We start from the raw sequence: 22,090 nt of genomic DNA, 5'->3' as shown, positions 1-22,090 counted from the left end.
TGCTCTAAAAATTATATTTTTAATGCGCAATTAACGACCATTATAATTAATTTCGCTTAATTACTAAAATCAAGAAACCACCACGAATGAACCCAGTTTTTTCCATAAAAGAAGCCATCCATAAAATAGAGCATTATTGCGCCTATCAAGAACGCTGTCACGAAGAAGTAGTACAAAAACTGAGAAGTATGAAAATGGACGCTGATGAAATTGACACGATTATGGTGCATCTTATAAGTGATAATTTTCTTAATGAAGAACGTTTTGCACAGAGTTTTGCAAGAGGAAAACACCGTATCAAACATTGGGGGAAAATTAGGATTGTCAATGAATTAAAAGCAAAAAAAATAACACAAACTCTCATAAATATTGCCCTCAAAGAAATCTCTACTGAGGAATATTTATCCACTTTTCATACTCTTGCCGACAGAAATTGGGAATCCATAAAAGAAACGAATCTATTAAAAAAACGAAAAAAATTCTGTGACTATTTACTGCGCAGAGGATTCGAAAGCAATTTGATTTTCGAAAAAGCAAAAGAATTAGAAAATCTATAAATCAAATAGTACTGATTGTTTTAGAAGTTCACTTTAAAACTTTTTTTATCAGAAAGCAAAATACTCAAAAGGCAAAATTTTGTCGTTTTTAAATTTCTTCACAAAATATTTATTATTTAAAATCCAAATGCAATTGTTTTTCGTAAGTCTAATTGCACTTGTAATTTTATTCAAAATAGAAAAGCATGTGAATTAATTTAAAAAATAGTTCATGAAGAAAATTTTACTTTTATTTTTACTATTACCTTTTATTGGAATCTCACAAGCCTTATCCGGAAACTACATCATTAAATCAACAAATGCTGCACCTTTTAACACATTGACAAATGCCGTTGCCAGAATAAATAGTGTTGGAGCAGCTGGTCCAGTTGTTTTTTTACTTGACGATACTACTTACAGCAATACAACCGGGGAAACGTTTCCTATTATCATTACTCAATTCACGGGTACTAGCGCAACAAACACGCTGACCATTAAACCCAACATTGGAAAAACAGTAACAATTACCGCTACAAACAGAAACGGTTTTACAGGTGTTCCTGCAGTTATTGAGTTTAACGGAGCTGATAATATTATAATTGACGGGAACAATGCAACGGGAACAACCAGAAATCTTACTTTAATCAATAATGACGCTGTTAATTTCATAGACAGAACTGTACTTTGGGTTGCCAGTAATGGTGCTAATGGAGCAACAAATATTGATATAAAAAATACAATATTAAAATCAAACATCAGAAATCAGCAAGCAAGGCAACTTTCAGGAATTTATTCCGGTAGCAATGAACTTGGCCTTAACAACAACATAAACATAAACAATGCTGCTACCGCAAACAATGCTACTACCAAAATCACAAATAATGAATTCATCAATGTCAGACAGGGTGTTTACATCAACAGTAGCCCTACCTTAAAAACGAGTAAAACGGCTTTGGAGTCAAATATATTTGGAAGTACTATAAACACCGAAAAACCTTCCTTACCTATTTACATGATTAATACTAATGATTTTAGCATAACAGATAACGTAATCAATGGGGTTTTGAATGACAACACAGGAAATCCATCCATAAGTGGAATTACAATTGAAAACGGGAGTAATTATAATATCAAAAGAAATACAATATCCAATGTAATATTGACCACAAATCACATTATTCAATATGCAATCTTCATAAGTGGAACACAAACAAATGGAGTTATTTCTGAAAATAAAATAACAAACATAAAGAACACAGGAAATGGTATTATTAGAACGCTAAGTTTACAGATGAATGCCACTACTTCTGCAAACATGCTTGTTGCAAACAACTTTATTAGTGACATAACAACTACCGGAACAACTACAAATGGTGCTTCAGGAATACAGATACAATCTGGTAGAAATATCAAATTATACCATAATTCAGTTGTCTTGAATGGAAACCAAAACAATATCTCTGCAGCATTGAATATAAATGCAGGAACAGAATTAGACATCATAAATAACATTTTCGGAAACACAAGTACTACTGGAACTGCTTATTCTGTTTATTCAACTGTTGCTGCTTCATCATTCTTGAACATCGATTATAACGATTATTATTCTGCGAGACATATCGGTTTTTTGGGCGGAAACAGAACAACATTAGCAAATTGGCAAACGGCAACTACAAAAGACCGAAATTCAATTAATGTGATTCCAACGTTTGTATCGATTGCCGATTTACATTTAAGCGGAACCAATACAGCATTTGATGACAAAGGAACTCCGCTAGCTATTATTCCTACTGATATTGATGACGAATCCAGAAGTACAGTCGCTCCAGATATGGGTGCCGATGAATACAACAGATGTAAAATTTCATCCACATGGAATGGCACTAATTGGTCAAACGGAACACCAACACCTTCGATAAAAGCAATAATAAACGGAACCTACAATACACAAATTCACGGAAACATTACTACTTGTGAACTGACAATAAACACTGAAAAAACACTAACTATTACATCAGGAAAATTTGTAGAAGTACAGAATGATGTTACTGTGATAGGAAATTTAATCATTGAGAACAATGGTAGTTTAATTCAAAATGATGATGATGCAAAAAGTACCGGAATTATAAATGTAATTAGAAATTCCTCATTCATGAAGCAATACGATTATACGTATTGGTCTTCACCAGTTGCCGGTATTAAACTGTCTAATTTCAAAGAATCCTATCTATATTATTCTTTTAATGATGCAGTTGACAACTGGCAGTTCGAATCAGAGAATACCATAATGGCTCCCGGAAAAGGATATATTGCCCGTGCGCCTGAAAACGATTTGGCAACACAAATTGTATCAACAACTTTTACCGGTGTTCCTTTCACAGGTCTAATCGAGCTTCCAATTGCTACAGCAGAAACAGGTTCTCTTGGGCTTATTGGAAACCCATACCCTAGTGCTTTAAATGCGGATGCATTTCTTACAAACGCAAACAACAAAGATATTTTGGAAGGGACGCTGTATTTCTGGACACACAACACCGCTATAGCAGCAAACACTCCCAATCCAGGTTCTGGTGTTTTTGCATATTCTGGTGATGATTATGCATCATACAATTTAACGGGAAGTACTGTAACAACAAGTCCGGCACTATCTGGAAAAACTAATAACAATAACAATAGGCCTCAAGGAAATATAGCTTCTGGACAAGGTTTTTTCGCAGAAATTAAAGCAACTGCTCCAGCTACAAAAAAACTTGTTTTCAATAACAGTATGAGAGTCAAAGGAGAGAATGGCAACACGCAATTTTTTAAAACAAAAGCTGCGAAAAGTACGTCTAACACTACTCTTGAAAAAAACAGAGTATGGGTCAATATTACAAACGAGCAAGGAGCATACTCCGAAATGCTTTTGGGCTACATCACTGGAGCCACTAATGATTACGACAATGGCTACGACGGAAAAACGTTTTCTTCGGATAGTTTTGTTTCAATGTATTCCATTTTAGGTGAAGAAAATTTGTCTATTCAAGGCAGAAGCTTACCATTTGATGAAGAAGACAGCATTCCTCTTGGTTTTGAAAACACTATTGGCGGCACATTCTCAGTAGGGATTGACAGCTTTGACGGATTCTTTACCAATCAGGAAGTGTTTTTGTATGACAAAAAAAATGACGCCACAGTCAATTTAAAACAAGGTCGCTATACTTTTACAACCGAAAAAGGAACTTTTAACGACCGTTTTGAATTGAAATTTAAAGACAAAACCTTAGGAGTAGAAAATCCTGAATTAGTCCAAAACGGGATAGTTGTGTTTAAAAATGGAAGTCAAATTCAACTTGTTTCAGAAGACAAAAACATTCAAGACATTACAATTTATAATCTATTGGGTAAATCTATTTATCAGAAAAAAAACATTAACACTTTGGAGCATACAACTAATGGAATCCAAACTCAAAAACAGCTTGTTATCGTTAAAATAAAAACAGAAGACGGTTTAGAAATTACAAAAAAAATGATGCTGTAACACCACTAATTTCAACTACTACAAAACCCGGTAATCAATGATCTACTGGGTTTTTTTATGCCTTTTGAATCAAAACACTCACCGCATTTCCACCAAAACCAACGGCATTAATCAGTACTTTTTTAATTGGTTTGGTTTGTAATTGTGCTTCCGCAAAAGGAACTCCGATAAATCTGTTGTGTTGCATCATCAAAATAGCGAGTTCCATACTCAAAATCCCCGATGCACCAAAAGTGTGACCAATTTTCCATTTATTGGTAGTCAATAAAGGAAGGCTTTCGCCAAAAACTGTTTCTATCGCTTTATATTCCGTCAAATCGCCTTTTATAGTTCCCGGAGCATGCATCACAATAACATCAACTTCGGATAAATCAGTGTTTTCCAATGCCATTTTCATTGATTTTTGGAAACAAGTTGCTTCCGCCGAAATAGAAATATTATGTTCTAGAATTTCCGTAGCATAACCGATTCCTTCGATATAAGCCAAGGCATTTTCTTTTTTCCCTATTTCGAGACAACACACGCCGGCACCTTCGCCAAGAATCATGGTGCTTTGTTTCTTTTCTAAATCAAGTGCACGATTCGGGTATGTTTCTCTACTATTCGAATAAATTTTCAACGCCCGCATTTGAGCAATCGTAAAATCAGTCAATGGCGCTTCACTGCCACCAACCAGAAATTTATCAGCCATTCCTGCTCGAAGCCAAGCCACGCCATTTAATACTGCGTGCAAAGCCGTGGAACACGTAATGGAATGAGATATTTCCGGGCCAGAACTTTGTAAATCATGAGCAACCCAAGAGGAAATATTTCCCAAAGTAGTCGTTGGAGAAGCTAGAGTTTGTGCTTTTCCCGTTTGTAAATAATCTTGATAGTGCTTTTCGAATAAATCTGTTGCACCACGAGACGAACCAATATTAATCCCAAAAATATCTTTTTGTGTCCAACCCGCATTTTGCATCGCTTTTCGCGAAGCCGCCATGGCATACAAAACCGATTTATCTAAGGATTTATATTTGTTATCTGATTCTCGCAAACCGCCAACAACTTGCTCTGAATTAGCGTTTAAAGTCGCTACAAAGGTTTTTTTATGGTCTAAAATATGTTCCGTAAAACAATGATTTTCATTAAGATAATTTTCCCAAATAGCCTCAGGAGTATTCCCTAAAGGCGAAATGGAAGCTATGGCTGTTATGGAGATTATTGTTGACAAGATATTTTTTTTGGCAAAGGTCGCAAAGTTATTTACATTCTACATTCTATCAGTGAAAAAATAGCACACGGATGGCACGAATTCTCACAGATAAAAACTGATTTTTTTAATCTGTGGCTTAATAATTAAACTATTTCTAAAGCATTTTCGACTACTTGATATACTTTTTCTAATTGTTCATCGGTAATAATGTAAGGAGGCAAAATGTACACAATATTACCAACAGGACGCAGAATTATTCCGTTTTCGATAAAAAAATCATAGAGTTTATTACGCAATGTTCCATAATAACTGGCTGAACTTTCGGTTTTTATTTCTAAAGCAAAAATGACTCCCAGCACTCGTGTTGTAACAACTTTTGGGTGATTTTTAATTCGCTCCTGAAAATCCAAATGATTTTGATTGACACGAACTATATTCGCTTGCATTTCATTGGTTTGTAACAAGTCTAAACTGGCCAAAGCCGCCGCACAGCCTGTAGGATTTGCTGTAAATGTGTGTCCATGAAACAGCGCTTTATTGATATCGTCATCATAAAAAGCATCGAATAAATCCTGAGTAAAAGTCGTAATCGCCATGGGAATAGTTCCTCCGGTCAACGCTTTGGACAGACACATCATATCTGGTTTCTCAACCAAATAATCCGTTGCAAAAGTTTTTCCTGTTTTTCCAAAGCCGGTCATCACCTCGTCAGCAATGGTTAGCACATTATTCTCCTGACAAATTCGCATCAACATATCTAACGATTCCGGTTCGTACATTACCATTCCTGCAGCTCCTTGAACCAATGGCTCAAAAATAAAACCTGCGCAAGTGTTGTTTTTTATAACGGATTGTAAAGCATTGTAACTTTCCTGCTCCTGTCCTTTAACTGGAACCGGAATCCGAACCACATCAATAAACATTCCTTGAAAAGCTTGTGTATAAAATGAAATTCCACTCGCTGCCATGGCTGCAAAAGTATCGCCGTGAAAAGCATTTTCGAAAGCGATTATCCTAGTTCTCTTTTCTCCTTTATTGAAAAAATACTGTAGCGCCACTTTAATTGCCACTTCAACTGCTGTAGACCCATTATCCGAAAAGAATATTTTCTGTTGGTTCTTTGGTAAAATTCCCATCAACTTCTCGGCTACCAAAATAGCGGGTTCGTGTGTAAATCCACCAAACAAGACATGCTCTAATGTAGTGAGTTGTTTGTAAATCGCATCGGCAATAAAGGTGTTCGAATGTCCATAAGGATTGACCCACCACGAAGCGATTGCATCAATATATTCTTTGTTGTTTTCGTCCCAAAGCAATGCGCCTTTCCCTTTTTTAATGGCAATTGGTAACGCTGCGGTTTTATGTTGGGTATACGGATGCCAAAGATATTGGCGGTCTCTTTCTGTTAAATTCATTTTGCAAAGATAAAAGAAGCAAGCTACAAGAAGCGAGAAAAACCTAAAAAACAAGTCTTGATTCTTTCTTCTTGATTCTTAATTTTATAAACTCAATAGCTGTTCGCGAAACAAATCAGCGTATTCTTTGATTACATTTTTATCAAAATACGGTTCTTGCTCAATTCTTCCAATGCATTTTATACCTGTTTTGTTCAAGATTATTTCTTCAGAAGCTTTATTTTGATCACCCGAAAAAACAATTCCTGCTATTGCTATTTTTCTGTTTTGCAAGGCTTCAATCGTGAGCAAAGTATGATTGATACTTCCTAAATAATGACGGGAAACTACAATTACTTTATAATCAGATTGAATCAAATCAATAACACAATCATTAGAATTCAACGGAACAAAAACACCTCCAGCACCTTCAACAACCAAATGATTTTCTGTTTTGGGCTCAGTAATTTTCTTTAAATCAATTACAATTCCGTCCAATTCAGCAGCGAGATGTGGACTAGCCGGCGTGTTCAAAGCATAACTATTCGGATGAATTACCGTCTTTTCATTAGATAAAAAACATTTGATTTTATGACTGTCGGAATTTTCTAAATCGCCAGCTTGGATGGGTTTCCAATAATCTGCCTGCAAAGCTTCTGTAATAATAGCTGACGCGATGGTTTTACCAACATCGGTTCCAATTCCTGTTATAAATAGTTTCATATATATTTGGCCACAGATGACACGGATTAAACGGATTTATATAGATTTTTAATTTTTTCTGTTATTTGTAAAAATTAGTCTTTTAATTTCTGGTCTTTCTCCAAAGTTTAACAACAAACCTATTTCAATATTTGTAGCTTTTAAATAATTTAAAGTCTGAACATAATGTGCCTTCACTAAACTATCGCAAGCCTTTAATTCTAAAATGATAAGATCATTGATTAGTAAATCAGCAAAAAAATCACCAACAAGTTCATTCTTATAATATACTTTAATTTGCTTTTGAGGTTCAACTTTAAAACCTTGTGATTTTAATTCCAAATACATTGCATTTTGATACACCTTTTCAAGAAAACCATAACCCAATTCATTGTAAACGTCATAAAAAACTTTTAAAATAGATTCCGATAATTCTTTGTGTAAAATTTCAGTCATTATTTAGTATTTAAAAATTAAAATCCGTTTAATCCGTGTCATCTGTGGCTAAAAAACAAAAGTACTCAACAAACGCAATACTTCAGAGATTTCTTCCGTCGAATTATAACTGTGTAAACAAAAACGCAAGCGTTCCTGTCCTTCGGGAACAGTTGGCGAAAGTATCGCTTTCACATCAAACCCTTTTTCCTGCAGTTGGTTGGAGATTGCTTTTACTTTTTCATTTCCTGGAATGATCGAGGATTGTATCGCAGATTTGCTTCGAACAAAAAGTGGCTTTAATCCCAACATATTTTTTTCCTGATTAAAAAAAACAATGTTTTCTCTTAATTTTAAAATGGAATCCGAATCCTGTTTTAAATGCTGATAAGCAATCAAAATCGTGGCAACAGAATGGGGTGAAAGCCCTGTGGTATAAATAAAACTTCGGGCAAAATTCACTAAATAATCCCTCAATTCAGTCGAACCTAAAATCGCAGCTCCATGACATCCCAAACCTTTCCCAAAAGTCATAATGCGTGCAAAAACATGATCTTGTAAGCCCAGCATTTGAACGAATCCTTCTCCTGAAGAACCAAAAACGCCCAAAGCATGCGCTTCATCAACAACAAGATAACAATGATATTTATCCGAAAGCTGAACTAATTCTTCTAGATTTGGACAATCACCATCCATAGAAAAAACAGATTCGGTGACGATATAAATATTGGTGTTTGGATTCCGTAAAATCAATTTTTCTAAATCTTCAAAATCATTGTGATTGAATTTATAGGCTTTGGCATTCGACAGTTGAATTCCGTCCCGAATAGAAGCATGACACAATTCATCGTATAAAATCAAGTCGTTTTTTTGCGGAACAGCACTAAAAAAACCAACATTGGCATCATAGCCCGAATTAAAAATCAAAGCCGATTCAGATTTGTGAAACTTTGCAATAAAGTCTTCTGTTTCCTGATACAGTTTATGGTTTCCAGATAATAAACGAGAACCGGTTGCTCCGTTTTGAATGATTTTATTAGTAATTAAATGCTGATGCGTCTCCTTAAAAATAATTTCTGACTGAGAAAAACCCAAGTAATCATTGGAAGAAAAATCAATCTTTTTACTTGACAAAGGTAATTTTCGCAAAGCATTATTCTGCTTTCTAATTTCAAGTTTAGCGGATAGATTTTCTGGAAAATGTTTCATAGTCAGCAAAAATAAGCATCTTTTTTGGTTTATGGATTTTGTGTCATTTTTGTTTGCTGATTTCTTCAAATTAATGAGATTTGAAATATAAATTCTAATTTAGAATCCCATTTCATAAATCATAAAAATATAATTCATTAAAATTTAACAATTGAAAAATAGCAATGAAAAAAAAATCCATAAATTTTTCCGAAAACGGTTTCGATTTATAACTTTCATAAAATTATGTTAAAAAAAACTTAAAATTAATATCGAAGATGTTAACCTATGAAATAGTTTTCTACTTTCGGCAAATATGAAACGAATTGCATCACTTTTTCTAATAGTAACGTTGTTCTACAACGTGATGGGATACTATCTGATGTTTGCTTATCAAGAGGAGCAAGCGTGGGTGTCTTCTATGGAGAAAAAACATGATTCAGAGTTTCAAGTAATCAAATTGAACGCCACTTTATACTCCTTTATCGAAGACACTGATTTTGAGTATGTAAATGAAGATGTGGTTATCAACAATAAAAGTTATCATATTTTCAAGAAAAGAATTCAAAACAACATACTAAGTCTGTATTACCTGCGCAATTCACATCAAGATGCAATAAGTCAGGATTTAAAAGATATTGTTGACAATCAATTATTCAACGGATCCTCATCAAAAGAGTCTCCAGTCAAAAAACTACTAAAATCTTTCCTAAAAGATTATGTAGCAAATACTGCTGTTTGCGTAGATTTTTCTCCAAAAACAGCTGTACTTTCAAGTGAACCTATCATTATGCCAAACCAGGCCTTAGATTCCGGATACATTTCCGTATCGTATTCACCACCCGATTTCGTTTAAATCTTCTTTCATTTTAGTGGAATCATTCGCTTTTATCTGGCATTTGTTAAGTCAAGATAATTCACGATTGCTTTTTAGCTAAATCTGTACATTTATTACATCCATTTATTAGAAATTATGCCCGTTATAAATACAAAATAGTCTTTTGTATTTATCCGAATTCGCTTTTTGCGAATGAATTCAAAGGCCTATTTTGTATTTCTATTCTGGTATGTTTTGTACTACTAGCTTTCAGAATCATGATTTAAATGGATTTGCAAATTCAAAAAATGGATTTTTAAAAGAGTTCTTTATTTCAAATGTAACCTTCAATCTATCCTTTTGCCTTGTAAAATCAACGAGACTTTTTGGCGAAAGCCAAAGTAGATCTTGCTTTACAGTGATACTACCAATCCACTAACTTATCTGTTTTTAATGCCAAACTTCTTTTTAGAAAGAAGCAGTTGTTGGCCTGTTTTATACCATTAACCATTTTAAAAAACCAAAAACTTGAAAAATTTATTCGCTTTACAATCCGCTTGTATTTTTATCCTATTCCTTACAATTACTTTTAACACCCAAAATATGTCTGCTCAAGGTTGCGTCGCTATCAAGGGTAATGCCACAAGCTGTATGTCGATTCACGCAGACAGTACTAATGTTTCCGGATGGCAATTTGCCAGCAGTGGGCGTTATTTTAGATCATTCAGACACTTTTCAGGAACAGAAGAAAACAAAGACAGATTAGTTCAAAAAACAGAAGTCATCAATTACACTTCCGTTTTCAATCTTTCACTCACCAGAATATTAAACAACCGTTGGTCCGTTATGGTCGACCTTCCCATTTCAAACAACGTTCGTTCTTCATTGTACGAACATGGATTGGTAAATGGGACTTACGTAAAAAGAGAAAGACATTCAACCAGTTCTTTTGGAATAGGAGATATTAGATTTGCCGCTTACAGGTGGATGTTAGATCCGGCAAAAAGCACAAAAGGAAATATACAATTAGGATTAGGGATAAAATTACCAACCGGTGATTACAACTACAAAGATTATTTTTACAATGTAGGTCCAAACGGGACAAAAGAATTGCGCACTGTAGATCAATCCATCCAATTAGGAGACGGTGGTACTGGATTTACTTTTGAATTAAATACATTTTATAACTTCATTGAGAACTTTGGAGTTTACGGTAATTTCTATTACTTAATTAATCCTCGTGAGCAAAATGGCACGAGAACCTATAGAGAAACAATTGCATCAAGATTAGCTAACGAAGCTATTATGAGTGTACCAGATCAATATATGTTTAGAGCAGGTTTTAACTATTCCGTGAATCAAGTAAAAGGATTATCTGTGGCGGCCGGTGCACGATTAGAAGGGATTCCTGTTTATGATCTTGTAGGTGGCAGCGGCGATTTCCGTCGTCCGGGTTATATCTGGTCAGTAGAGCCTTCTGTAAACTATGAATACAAAAAAGTAGTCTTGTTTGCATCAGTGCCATTTGCAGTAGTTCGTAACCGTACACAAAGTGTTACTGACAAAGAAAATTCTGTAACAACAGGTACACATGTTCAGGGTGATGCGGCATTTGCTGATTACACAATTAACATCGGTATATCAACCCGATTTTAGAGACATACCATTTAAGAATTAGTTGCATTTCACAAGAATATCAATAACACAATACGCTTTTAAATTATATCAAAAAAAACCAATTATTTTAAATCGTAAAACACCAAACTACTAACCAAAACCATTTTTTAATGAAAAAATTTTATCTGAGTTGCCTGCTGTTGGCACCTTTATTTATGAATGCTCAAACAGAGATTGACGGTATTATGATGAGCAAAAACAATTTTTGTTTTGGAGCTGTATACCAATATAGCAGCTGGGACGAGTATTGGGAAGGAACCTTTAAAAGAGAAAATCTTAATCTTGGTACCGTTTCTACAAAATCAGTTGCACTGATGGGAAACTATGGTGTTTCTGATAAATTGAATATTATTTTCAGCCTTCCGTACTTAGAGACAAAAGCTTCTGCAGGAACAATGGAAGGTCAAAAAGGATTGCAGGATGTATCGTTAACCATAAAATACATGCCTTTTGAAAAAACAATTGGCAAAGCGACCTACTCTTTATATGCTTTAGGAGGACTTTCGGCTCCAGTTTCTAATTATTCAGCTGATTATTTACCTTTAAGTCTTGGTCTAAAAAGCAAAACTGCTTCTTTACGATTGATGGGTGATTATCAAAGAGGTCACTTTTTCTCCACGTTATCTGGAGCGTATGTAAAAAGAGCCAACATAACCATTGACAGAAATTCCTATTACACAGACGAAATACATTACACCAATGAAGTTGACATGCCAGACGCAATTTCTGTAAACTTCAGAATAGGGTATCGCTCCAACAGATTAATAGCTGAAGCAGTGGTAGACAACTGGGTTACACAATCTGGAGGATTTGACATTACAACAAACAATATGCCTTTTCCAAGCAATACAATGAATGCATTAAAAGTAGGCGTGAACAGTAAATATACACTCAAGAAAATACCGGCATTATCTATTATTGGAGGATGCAATTTTGTTACAGAAGGCAGAAATGTTGGACAATCGAATACCTTTTATGGCGGTTTATTTTATATCCTTAATTTAAAAAAAACAACTCAAGAAAATGAAAAATAAAATACAAAAAATAGCCTATAACAGTCTTTTGGTTTTGTTTCTTACATTGAACTATTCTTGTAGTGATGAGTTAACAGAACGCAACGAACAATTTCCTCAATTAAATCCGGCTAATACAGACGAATTAGCAGGAACTTGGAAAACATTCCTATTGACTACACCGGATGAATTCTCTTTGGATGCACCAATAGCAAGTACCGCAGCCGCATTTACAAGAGAAATTAATGAAATAAAAAGTTACCAAGCAAGCATAACGCCGGAACAGAAAAAAATAATAAAATACTGGAGTGCCGGAGGTGTTTTACGTTGGAATGAAATCATGCGAACCTTAGTTGCAAGACACAATCGTCCACCATATCAAAATGAAGACGGAACGTATCCTGCACCATCTGGAGCAAATCCATTTGCGAATCCTGAATTTCCTTTTTCAAATCCTCCATACGCAGCCAGAGCTTATGCTTATGTGAGTGCTGCGCAATACGATGCGATGATTGCTACTTGGCATTATAAAAAACTGTATAATAGAGCTGCACCTTTTACGGTTGATGCAACTTTACCGGTTTTAATCCCAAAAAGCGCCTTACCTTCATATCCATCTGAAGATGCTGTTTTAGCTGGAGTTACGGTGGAATTATTAAAATTATTGTTCCCAACAGAAATCGCTTACATACAAGAAAAAGCAGAGGAACAAAAATTATATCGCATTATTAGTGGTGCCAATGTTCGAAGTGATGTTGATGCCGGAATTATTTTAGGCAGAAAAATTGCAGGCAAATTTATCGCCAGAGCAGCTTCCGATGGAACTGGAGCAGCTATTGGTAATCAAGCGCTTTGGACACAACTGGAAACTCAAACTGCTGCCACTGGAGAAACTCCTTGGAAATCATTGGATGTACCTGCAAGACCTCCAATGTTACCATTGTTTGGAAAAGTAAAATCATTCTTAATGACTCCAGAAATGGTTGTTGCCAGCCGTCCGGTTCCTCCCCCTTCTACAAAATCAGAACAATTTGCAAAGGAATTAGCTGAAGTAAAAAACTACGGAAAAAATGCCACCAGAAAGAACATGCAAATCGTGACTTTTTGGGCTGATGGTGTAGGAACTTATACACCTCCAGGACACTGGAATGCAATTGCGTCAGAGTCATTTGTAGAGCTAAATTATAGTGAAGTACGATGGGCGAGAAATCTTGCATTATTAAATATTGCAATGATGGATGCAGCAATCAGCTGTTGGGATGCAAAATACACTTACTTCAACCCGAGACCTTCTCAAGTTGACCCATCTATAAAAACATTGACAGGCACTCCTAATTTCCCTTCCTATGTATCAGGTCACTCCACGTTTAGCGGTGCAGCCTGCGTAGTTTTATCACACATAATTCCTGCAAAAAAACAAAGTTTTGTGGCTATGGCAAAAGAAGCTTCGGATTCTAGAATGTTTGGATGCATACACTACAGAAGCGATTGTGAAAAAGGACTTGAATTAGGCGAAAAAGTAGGCGGTTTTGCTGTAGCAAGAGCCCTTACTGATGGCGCCGAATAACTTAAAATAATTAAGTTGATACTTTGTTTTAATGGTTTGTTTGCTATCTCATTTATCAACTAAAACCTAACAGACGTTGGAAACCTGTTAGGTTTTTTTATTTTTCACAATCTAATTTGAAACAGAATAATGCTTCGATTATAAAAAAAGCTGGGACAACCCATTAAATACCCTTACTGATGAAAAAAATATTCAATACTTTTTATTTTATTTTAAGCAAAAAAATGGAAAAACACAGCGTCAATATGATGCGAATTTCTTTGGCAATAGTTTACATATGGTTTGGTGCTTTAAAAATTTTCGGAATGAGTCCTGCCGGCGAATTAGTAGAACAAACCGTTTATTGGTTTAAACCTGAAATATTTATTCCAATTCTTGGTATCTGCGAAGTTCTTATTGGTCTTGGTTTACTCATAAAACGGCTCATTCCTTATACTATTCCGCTATTATTAATGCATATGGCGGCTACATTTTTTCCTGTTTTTATTCTAAAAACTATTTGTTTTGATGCATTTCCTTATTGCCCTACTTTGGCGGGACAATACATAATCAAAAATCTTATTTTAATTTCTGGAGCCCTTGTGGTTGCAGGAAAATACAATGAAAAATATTATGCCGAAATGAATTTGAAATTAAGCGAAAAATAAAAATCTAAATCCATTTCGTGTAATCAAAGATTTTCTAATTTTATAATTACAGATAGTAAATACCAATCATCAATCCGTATCGATAAAATCAAATGAAACCTATACTTTATAAAAGAGCGTCAACTTTAAACGAATTGGAACAAATTAGAGCGCTCCAATTACAAAACAGCTCTCAGAATATAAGTTCTGAAGAAAAACTTCAAGAAGGATTTGTTACTGTGCAACATTCCGTCGCTTTGCTAGAACAAATGAATTCTGCTTGCGCACACATTATTGCTAAAGACAATGACGCAGTAGTAGGTTTTGCACTTGTAATGCTTTCTGGCTTTAGGAACGAAATCAAGGCTCTTATTCCAATGTTTGAAAGAATTGATGAATTAGTACCCAAGGATAAAACCTACGTTGTAATGGGGCAAATTTGTGTAGATAAAAACTATCGCAAACAAGGAATATTCAGAGGACTTTATCATTTTTACAGAGAGGAACTGCAACATCAATTTGATTACTTAATCACTGAAGTTGCCGCTATAAATCTTCGCTCTATGCAAGCACACGAAGCCATTGGATTCAAAATAATTGATACTTATAACGAAGACGGGATTGTTTGGAATATTGTACTTTGGGATTGGACATAAAAAAAAGCCTCACATATTTGTGAGGCTTTCATTTTTTATGATCAAGATTACTTTAGTCAGCTAAAATAATAACTTTATTGTCTTTCATTTCAATTGTACCTGAATTGATAGCCAGTGTATAATTTTGAGCATCTAACTTCGTGAATTTACCTGCTACTTCTTTTGCAAAAGCAAAATCAGAAGCTGTAATTTTCACGACACCTTTTCCTAAAATAGAAACGATTGGCGCGTGGTTATTCAAAATCTGAAAGCTTCCATCAACTCCTGGCAATGTAACTGAAGTTACTTCTGCTGAAAATAATTTTGCTTCTGGTGATACTATTTCTAATAACATATTTTTGTAGTTTGAAAATTTAAAAGTTTAAAATTTAAAGTTACGAGTGAACTTTAAACTTTAAACTTTTAAACTAATTTTAAGCTTCCGCTAACATTTTTTCTCCAGCTTCGATAGCTTCTTCAATAGTACCTTTAAGGTTGAAAGCTGATTCTGGCAAGTGATCTAATTCACCGTCAATAATCATATTAAATCCTTTGATAGTATCTTTGATATCAACTAAAACTCCTTTTAATCCTGTAAATTGCTCAGCAACGTGGAAAGGTTGAGATAAGAAACGTTGTACACGACGTGCTCTTGAAACGGCTAATTTATCATCTTCCGATAATTCTTCCATACCAAGGATCGCGATGATATCTTGTAATTGTTTGTATTTTTGTAAAATTTCTTTTACTCTTTGCGCACAGTCATAGTGCTCATCACCTAAAATTTGAGGAGTAAGAATTCTTGAAGTTGAATCCAATGGATCAACCGCAGGATAAATACCTAACTCAGCAATTTTACGAGATAATACAGTAGTAGCATCAAGGTGAGCAAAAGTTGTAGCCGGAGCCGGGTCAGTTAAATCATCCGCAGGAACGTAAACCGCTTGTACAGATGTAATAGAACCTTTGTTTGTTGATGTAATACGCTCTTGCATCGCACCCATTTCAGTAGCCAATGTTGGTTGGTACCCTACCGCAGATGGCATACGACCTAAAAGTGCCGAAACCTCAGAACCTGCTTGTGTAAAACGGAAGATATTATCCACGAAGAACAATACATCTTTACCTTGATCAGTTCCTGCTCCATCACGGAAATATTCTGCAATAGATAATCCAGAAAGTGCTACACGAGCACGAGCTCCTGGAGGCTCATTCATTTGTCCGAAAACGAAAGTAGCTTTAGACTCTCTCATTCCTGGCATATCAACTTTAGATAAATCCCATCCTCCATTTTCCATAGAGTGCATGAATTCATCACCGTATTTTATAATTCCTGACTCTAACATCTCACGAAGTAAGTCATTTCCTTCACGTGTTCTTTCTCCTACTCCTGCGAATACTGAAAGTCCACCGTGACCTTTTGCAATATTGTTAATCAACTCCTGAATCAATACTGTTTTACCAACTCCAGCACCACCGAACAATCCAATTTTACCCCCTTTTGAGTAAGGTTCAATTAAATCGATTACTTTAATACCTGTGAATAAAACTTCAGAAGAAGTAGATAAATCTTCGAATTTTGGTGCTTGTCTGTGAATAGACATACCATTTTCTCCTGTTTTTGGTAAATTACCTAAACCGTCAATTGCATCTCCAATTACGTTGAATAAACGACCGTAAACATCGGCACCGATTGGCATTTGGATAGGATTTCCTGTTCCAACTACTTCATAACCTCTACTCAAACCATCTGTTGAGTCCATCGAAATGGTACGTACTGTGTTTTCACCAATGTGAGATTGTACTTCAAGTACTAATAAAGTACCATCTTTTTTTGTGATTTCTAACGAATCATAAATTTTTGGAAGTTCAACATCCTTACCGTTGAAAACTACATCAACTACTGGTCCAATGATCTGGGCAACTTTTCCTATTACTTTTGACATTACTTATGTATTTATTAAATAGCTATTTAGGTTTATGAATTAGTACCAACCGAAACGTATCGATTAAATGCTTTTTTCAGAGCGCAAAGATAATTTTTTAAAATATAAAATCAATTATTTTTTTATAAAAAAAGGATATTTTTAATAGATAATGGAGAAATGACTTAGAAACAGACAAAAGATAGCAATATCCTCAAAAATAAAAAACCATCACGTTAAAAAACGGATGGTTTTTTATAAAAAAGTAAATTCTGATTATTGTATCGTTGCTGGATATTGAATCCCATATAAACCTAAATCAACACCTTTCAAATTAGAGCCGTATTTAGCATTTATCGCCTCAATGAATTTATTGGCAATCAAAGCATATCCTCTAGGACTTGGATGAACTCCGTCTAAAGAAAAAGTACCACCAGTTACATAAGCAGCCGTCATATGAAAGTTACCAAAACGAATTCCTCCGTTATTCAACTGATTCAATATTGATGCCGTGTCAACAAAAGCCAAACTGTTTGAATCAGCAGCAGCTTTTATAGTTACATTGTATGCATCAGTAGCTAATTTTATCTCAGAAACCTCTGAAGCTGTCAAAACTCTATTATCCTGTAAAGGATAAGTAATCCCAACAGTATTAAAAGGAGCCGGAACTCCAGCTTGTGGTGTTCCAATCACAGTTCTTGTAGTAAGTAATATAAAATCTTTATCAGCAACATTCGCACCTCCATTAGCATGGCGTGCCTGTCCGTAAAGACTACCCATTAAACCCGCTTGAGCTGCAGGAACACCCGCCGCTGTCAATGCACCAGTAATCTGAGCACTATAGTTTACTAAAGTTTCATCTCTTATCAACAAAGGATTAGTAGCAGAAGCAGCTAATGTTTTGATTCTACTTCCAGCTCCCAAAGCAGTAAGAATTTGTTTTACAGGCCCCAACAACTGTGTATTTAACTGCGTTGCAGTAGCAGCATCTAAAGGAACTGGGTTATAAGGAACCGTCGTAAAAAACGGAAGATTGTTGATGTATGGTAAATTTGCGACAACACCTTTTCTTCCTCCAGTTGCAAGAGCAGTTGCCAAAGCATTATAAGCAGCATTAAAAGTACCCGCCGGTGTAATATCATTTCCTGAAACAGGATCTTGCGAAGTAGGTATACCACCATTAGTAGCATATCCTAAAACATCATTTCCACCAATAAACAAAGAGAAAAAAGTTGGATTTTGATCCGTAGCATCTTTAACCACACTAGACATTGCTGTTTTTGCAAATCGTCCAAAATAAGGATTAGCCTGTCCGTAACCTGCAATTCCTAAATGTATCGCTTTTGCTCCTGGAACACCCATATTGCTATAAGCACCAGAAATACTGGCACCAAGAACCGTTCCCGAAACCCCTGAAACATTTACAGGCCCAGCTCCATTAAAATACAAACGTGTCGGAAATTGAGGAACTTGATTCCCTCCAATTGAAAAACCTCCTCTATTATCGTCTGCCATAAATGGATTTGTAAAAACACCTCCACCAACTAAAGCAAATTGCTCAGCCAGAATATTTGGATATGAATTTTTTTGACCGGCTTTAAAAAGAGCACCATCGCTATATCCTGCCGCAAATGAATCCCCTAAAGCCACATATTTAGAGAAATCTGCCGTACCTGCCGTTAGTGGCTCTTCAACGATTACCTCATCATCATTATTACATGCTGCGAAGGTTAGCGAAATCAACAACAGCCATTTGAAATTTTTTATCATAATATATTTTTTAAAATTATTGACCTTATTAAATTATGGGTTGATTGTCCAAGAAGCAAACCATTGTTGTCCTATTGCACCCGCTCCTATTACTTGAATATAGTCTTTTCCACCAATATTAGTAGCACCAACTTTAAGCACTGATTTCAATTTAGGAAAACCATAATTGATTTGAGCATCCAAAACTGTGTTCTCAGGTACCATTCCGTCAGCAAAAGAAGATTGCCATAAATACTCTGTATTATATCTTGCATTAACATTGAAACCAAAGTTTTTAAACAATTTAGTATTACCAATAGACGCTTTAACTCTATGTTTCGGTGTATTAAAACCAGCAACAAAACTTGGATCTTCTTCTTGATTGAAATTAAATTCAGCATAATTATAATTTACACCCAATTCAAAATCCTTGTACACTTTTTTAGACAAACCAACACCAAAACCTAAAGATGTAATTTTTGCTGTAGTATTTGTATATACTTGATATACTCTTCTATCTCCATTGCTTAAAGCTGAAAGTGTAGCCAAAGTTGCAGGATTACCAAAATCAAAAGTTGTATTAACATCTCCATAATAAGGACTGATAACTCTTGAAGTATTCATGAAATCATTGTATAAATTATAATACCCATTTATATCAATCGACAAATCATTATTAACAACCGAACGGTATCCCACTTCGATAGCTTGAACCTCTTCCGGTTTTACCAATCCAATCTTAGCCGCTTGCAACAAAGCTGCTGCTGCTGGAACATTAGTTGGGTTAGCCGCAATAGCAGCACTAAAAGCCTGAACAGAAGTCAATGTATATGAATTGTTATATGCGTTTTGACCTGTCAGTGTTAAAGTTGCAGGAATTCCCAATGCCTGACTTGCAGCACTAACAGTTCTAACTTCAGTAAAACGATCTAAATTCTCAGCAGCAGAACCAATTAAAGCGAACGGACCTAAGTCCAGACCGATATACTGATCTTGTGTAGTTGGGTTTCTGAAACCTGTTTGATAAGAAACTCTGAAATTATGTTTTTTAGTTGCTCCGGCAGAATAAACAAAAGATACACGAGGCGAAATGTTTCCGTCAAAATTTTGACTTTTATCGTAACGCGCAGATCCTGTAAATTTCAATCGGTCGTCCATGAATTTTTTTGTCAATTGCCCGTAAGCACCATATTCATTATATCTTAATGGACCGTCGAAATCAGTGAAGATTGTTCCTTGAGAGTTCATTTCATATTGTCTGAATGAACCTCCTAATTGAATCTCAGCAAATTTCACTAAATCTTTAAAATTATAATTCACATCTGAATGGTAAATCTTTGATTGATCAATAAACTTAGCTCCTTTAGTAAGATCTGGCTCAGATATCGCCACAGCTAAAGCATTTTTGAATTGAACAGAACCCGGCTCAAATCTAGCACTTCCTGTTGGAGTAGGTAAAAAAGCTAAACCTGCTGGCTTGATATTATAATCAGCATAGTTTCTCGCATTTGCAGCTGATTGTTGAGCGTTAGTTCCCAAAACAGCACCCGAAAGCTGATAAGCAGTAGCGTAGTTTGTAAACCATTCTGTATCAGACTTTGCTGCTCTGTTAACATTCCAAGCAGCAAAACGCATGTCGTATGAATTTCCAGCGTCTTCATCTGTAATGTATCCTCTTACAAAGAAATTTTTCCCTTTTATTTCCAATTTAGATTGTTGCATGAAGAAATCTCCCAATGCATATCTATTTGCACCTTGATAAATAGTACTTCCCAACCCTATTTTATGTTGCAATATAATTTCTGTCTCACCTTCCCATGGTTTAAAATGCAAAGAGAAATCAGCTTTTACGCTTTTTACTTTATTGTCATTTAAATCTTGCTCACGATATCCCGTTCTGCTAACTTGACCTACATTAGTAATAAAAGTTGTAACCTCATCACCATATAAATTCAAACCATCATAATTTTGGTTGTTTGCATGTCCAATTGAACCACCAGTCATACTTCTTTGATCAGCAGCAATCCATTCTGTTGCTCTCAAGAAATTAAAATTTGCTTTGGCTGCAAAATGCTTGCTAAAAGCAGTAGCTGCTCTTAATCCAAAATCAAAATAGTCATTAGTACCTGCAACATCTTGACTTGTTTGACCATATTTCACGTAGGTGCTAATCCCTTGATTTGTAAAAGGATTTTTACTATTCATGAACAAAATACCATTGAAAGCATTTGCTCCATAAAGAGCCGAAGAAGCTCCAGGAAGCAACTCAACATTAGCCACATCAATATCCGAAAGACCTATTAAGTTTCCTAATACAAAGTTTAACGCAGGAGAAGAATTATCCATCCCATCCACTAATTGCATGAAACGAGTATTTGCTACCGTAGAGAAACCTCTTGTATTGATAGACTTAAATGAGATACTACTTGTATTAAAATGCACCTCTTTAAGATTTTCTAAACCATCATAAAATGTTGGCGCAGTAGTACTTTTTATTTGTTGAATACCCATTCGCTCAATAGTAACCGGCGACTCAATCACTCTCTCTGGAGTTCTTGAAGCAGATACCACTATCTCGTTTAGTTTAGTCTCTTCATCTTCAAGCTTTACAACTAACTTCTGATTATCAGACGAAACATTAATTTTTTTAGATACATATCCTACACTCGTCACCTCAATTGTAAAAGGTGCCTTTCTGGACGATTTTAAAATAAAAGAACCATCGAAATCGGTAATCGCACCTGAAGTGTCTCCAACAATTTTAATGTTGGCTCCAGGAATAGGTTGGTTGTTACTGTCTGTAACAATACCTGAAATTGAATTTTGAGCAAAAGTTAGGCTACAAAAAAACAATGACAAAAAAAGTAAATACACTCTCATTGGGTTAAAATTTGTTGGTTTATGACGCCAAAGTACAAATATTTTTGATATTAATAAAAAAGCGCCTAAAAAATTTCATATTTATCAGTTATTTTACCTCATTCGCACTTATTCTACATTTATTTTTTATTATTATATGTTAAAAATTATGTAATAATAACAGAATATCATTATGCATGCATATAAAAAATACATTTATCACAAAAAAATTATTAATTTTTAGATATTTGA

General features: G+C 35.1%; 17 protein-coding genes. 8 read left to right on the top strand and 9 right to left on the bottom strand.

The window, feature by feature from the left end; translation table 11 throughout:
* Positions 1-86 precede the first annotated feature (86 nt).
* Together C8C87_RS15665 and C8C87_RS15660 are read left to right on the top strand one after the other, a co-directional pair.
* Complete coding sequence (locus C8C87_RS15665; RefSeq protein ID WP_121343238.1) at positions 87-557, top strand: regulatory protein RecX; 471 nt, start codon at positions 87-89, stop codon at positions 555-557.
* A gap of 211 nt (positions 558-768) precedes the next feature.
* Positions 769-4,056 carry a T9SS sorting signal type C domain-containing protein gene (locus C8C87_RS15660; protein WP_121343237.1) on the top strand — a complete coding sequence of 1,096 codons (3,288 nt, stop codon included), beginning with the start codon at positions 769-771 and terminating at the stop codon, positions 4,054-4,056.
* A gap of 55 nt (positions 4,057-4,111) precedes the next feature.
* Here C8C87_RS15660 and C8C87_RS15655 read toward each other — a convergent pair whose 3' ends face one another.
* The 5 genes from C8C87_RS15655 to C8C87_RS15635 form a co-directional block, all read right to left on the bottom strand.
* Entirely contained in the window at positions 4,112-5,269 is a 1,158-nt protein-coding gene (locus tag C8C87_RS15655) for a beta-ketoacyl synthase N-terminal-like domain-containing protein (protein WP_121343236.1), read from the bottom strand.
* A 125-nt stretch (positions 5,270-5,394) separates the two neighbouring features.
* Positions 5,395-6,666, bottom strand: a complete 1,272-nt coding sequence (gene bioA, locus C8C87_RS15650) for an adenosylmethionine--8-amino-7-oxononanoate transaminase (RefSeq protein WP_121343235.1) — start codon at positions 6,664-6,666, stop codon at positions 5,395-5,397.
* 84 nt (positions 6,667-6,750) lie between these two features.
* On the bottom strand, positions 6,751-7,368 hold the full coding sequence (gene bioD, locus C8C87_RS15645; protein WP_121343234.1) for a dethiobiotin synthase: 618 nt from the start codon (positions 7,366-7,368) through the stop codon (positions 6,751-6,753).
* Between the two features lie 48 nt (positions 7,369-7,416).
* A complete protein-coding gene (locus tag C8C87_RS15640) occupies positions 7,417-7,803 on the bottom strand; it encodes a GxxExxY protein (RefSeq protein ID WP_121343233.1) in 387 nt (128 codons plus the stop codon).
* Positions 7,804-7,851: 48 nt separating this feature from the next.
* Entirely contained in the window at positions 7,852-8,991 is a 1,140-nt protein-coding gene (locus tag C8C87_RS15635) for a pyridoxal phosphate-dependent aminotransferase family protein (protein WP_121343232.1), read from the bottom strand.
* A 295-nt stretch (positions 8,992-9,286) separates the two neighbouring features.
* Here C8C87_RS15635 and C8C87_RS15630 point away from each other — a divergent pair, with 295 nt between their 5' ends.
* The 6 genes from C8C87_RS15630 to C8C87_RS15605 all read left to right on the top strand — a co-directional run bounded on the left by C8C87_RS15630 (position 9,287) and on the right by C8C87_RS15605 (position 15,326).
* Positions 9,287-9,826: a hypothetical protein gene (locus C8C87_RS15630; protein WP_147402384.1), complete on the top strand. Its 540-nt coding sequence runs from the start codon at positions 9,287-9,289 to the stop codon at positions 9,824-9,826.
* Positions 9,827-10,315: 489 nt separating this feature from the next.
* Positions 10,316-11,443 (top strand): hypothetical protein, encoded by a 1,128-nt coding sequence (locus C8C87_RS15625; RefSeq protein WP_233550052.1) that lies wholly within the window; start codon positions 10,316-10,318, stop codon positions 11,441-11,443.
* Positions 11,444-11,574: 131 nt separating this feature from the next.
* Entirely contained in the window at positions 11,575-12,498 is a 924-nt protein-coding gene (locus tag C8C87_RS15620) for a hypothetical protein (protein WP_121343230.1), read from the top strand.
* On the top strand, positions 12,488-14,044 hold the full coding sequence (locus tag C8C87_RS15615; RefSeq protein WP_121343229.1) for a vanadium-dependent haloperoxidase: 1,557 nt from the start codon (positions 12,488-12,490) through the stop codon (positions 14,042-14,044). Before C8C87_RS15620 ends, C8C87_RS15615 begins: the two co-directional genes overlap by 11 nt.
* Before the next feature lie 224 nt (positions 14,045-14,268).
* Positions 14,269-14,691 (top strand): hypothetical protein, encoded by a 423-nt coding sequence (locus C8C87_RS15610; RefSeq protein WP_233550051.1) that lies wholly within the window; start codon positions 14,269-14,271, stop codon positions 14,689-14,691.
* Between the two features lie 92 nt (positions 14,692-14,783).
* The gene (locus tag C8C87_RS15605; RefSeq protein ID WP_121343228.1) at positions 14,784-15,326 is read left to right on the top strand and encodes a GNAT family N-acetyltransferase; all 543 of its coding nucleotides are present in this window, start codon (positions 14,784-14,786) and stop codon (positions 15,324-15,326) included.
* Positions 15,327-15,378: 52 nt separating this feature from the next.
* On the opposite strand, the gene C8C87_RS15600 is transcribed toward C8C87_RS15605, so the two are convergent.
* The 4 genes from C8C87_RS15600 to C8C87_RS15585 form a co-directional block, all read right to left on the bottom strand.
* Positions 15,379-15,660: a F0F1 ATP synthase subunit epsilon gene (locus tag C8C87_RS15600; RefSeq protein WP_099713839.1), complete on the bottom strand. Its 282-nt coding sequence runs from the start codon at positions 15,658-15,660 to the stop codon at positions 15,379-15,381.
* Between the two features lie 79 nt (positions 15,661-15,739).
* Positions 15,740-17,251: a F0F1 ATP synthase subunit beta gene (atpD, locus tag C8C87_RS15595; RefSeq protein ID WP_035668832.1), complete on the bottom strand. Its 1,512-nt coding sequence runs from the start codon at positions 17,249-17,251 to the stop codon at positions 15,740-15,742.
* 255 nt (positions 17,252-17,506) lie between these two features.
* Positions 17,507-19,000 carry a G-D-S-L family lipolytic protein gene (locus tag C8C87_RS15590; protein ID WP_121343227.1) on the bottom strand — a complete coding sequence of 498 codons (1,494 nt, stop codon included), beginning with the start codon at positions 18,998-19,000 and terminating at the stop codon, positions 17,507-17,509.
* Positions 19,001-19,033: 33 nt separating this feature from the next.
* Positions 19,034-21,859, bottom strand: coding sequence for a carboxypeptidase-like regulatory domain-containing protein (locus C8C87_RS15585; RefSeq protein ID WP_121343226.1), 2,826 nt, complete (start codon positions 21,857-21,859; stop codon positions 19,034-19,036).
* Between the last annotated feature and the right edge of the window lie 231 nt (positions 21,860-22,090).

Source organism: Flavobacterium sp. 120, from assembly GCF_003633605.1.
Classification (GTDB): domain Bacteria; phylum Bacteroidota; class Bacteroidia; order Flavobacteriales; family Flavobacteriaceae; genus Flavobacterium; species Flavobacterium algoritolerans.
The sequence above is the reverse complement of the archived record's forward strand: the minus strand, read 5'-3'. Positions and strand labels throughout refer to the sequence as shown.

Bases quoted from the DNA above. Each gene is read 5' to 3' on its own strand.
- C8C87_RS15585 (WP_121343226.1), bottom strand. From the start codon at position 21,859: ATGAGAGTGTATTTACTTTTTTTGTCATTGTTTTTTTGTAGCCTAACT.
- bioA (WP_121343235.1), bottom strand. From the start codon at position 6,666: ATGAATTTAACAGAAAGAGACCGCCAATATCTTTGGCATCCGTATACC.
- C8C87_RS15640 (WP_121343233.1), bottom strand. From the start codon at position 7,803: ATGACTGAAATTTTACACAAAGAATTATCGGAATCTATTTTAAAAGTT.
- C8C87_RS15610 (WP_233550051.1), top strand. From the start codon at position 14,269: ATGGAAAAACACAGCGTCAATATGATGCGAATTTCTTTGGCAATAGTT.
- C8C87_RS15590 (WP_121343227.1), bottom strand. From the start codon at position 19,000: ATGATAAAAAATTTCAAATGGCTGTTGTTGATTTCGCTAACCTTCGCA.
- atpD (WP_035668832.1), bottom strand. From the start codon at position 17,251: ATGTCAAAAGTAATAGGAAAAGTTGCCCAGATCATTGGACCAGTAGTT.
- C8C87_RS15660 (WP_121343237.1), top strand. From the start codon at position 769: ATGAAGAAAATTTTACTTTTATTTTTACTATTACCTTTTATTGGAATC.
- C8C87_RS15630 (WP_147402384.1), top strand. From the start codon at position 9,287: ATGAAACGAATTGCATCACTTTTTCTAATAGTAACGTTGTTCTACAAC.
- C8C87_RS15615 (WP_121343229.1), top strand. From the start codon at position 12,488: ATGAAAAATAAAATACAAAAAATAGCCTATAACAGTCTTTTGGTTTTG.
- C8C87_RS15620 (WP_121343230.1), top strand. From the start codon at position 11,575: ATGAAAAAATTTTATCTGAGTTGCCTGCTGTTGGCACCTTTATTTATG.
- C8C87_RS15605 (WP_121343228.1), top strand. From the start codon at position 14,784: ATGAAACCTATACTTTATAAAAGAGCGTCAACTTTAAACGAATTGGAA.
- C8C87_RS15635 (WP_121343232.1), bottom strand. From the start codon at position 8,991: ATGAAACATTTTCCAGAAAATCTATCCGCTAAACTTGAAATTAGAAAG.
- C8C87_RS15665 (WP_121343238.1), top strand. From the start codon at position 87: ATGAACCCAGTTTTTTCCATAAAAGAAGCCATCCATAAAATAGAGCAT.
- bioD (WP_121343234.1), bottom strand. From the start codon at position 7,368: ATGAAACTATTTATAACAGGAATTGGAACCGATGTTGGTAAAACCATC.
- C8C87_RS15600 (WP_099713839.1), bottom strand. From the start codon at position 15,660: ATGTTATTAGAAATAGTATCACCAGAAGCAAAATTATTTTCAGCAGAA.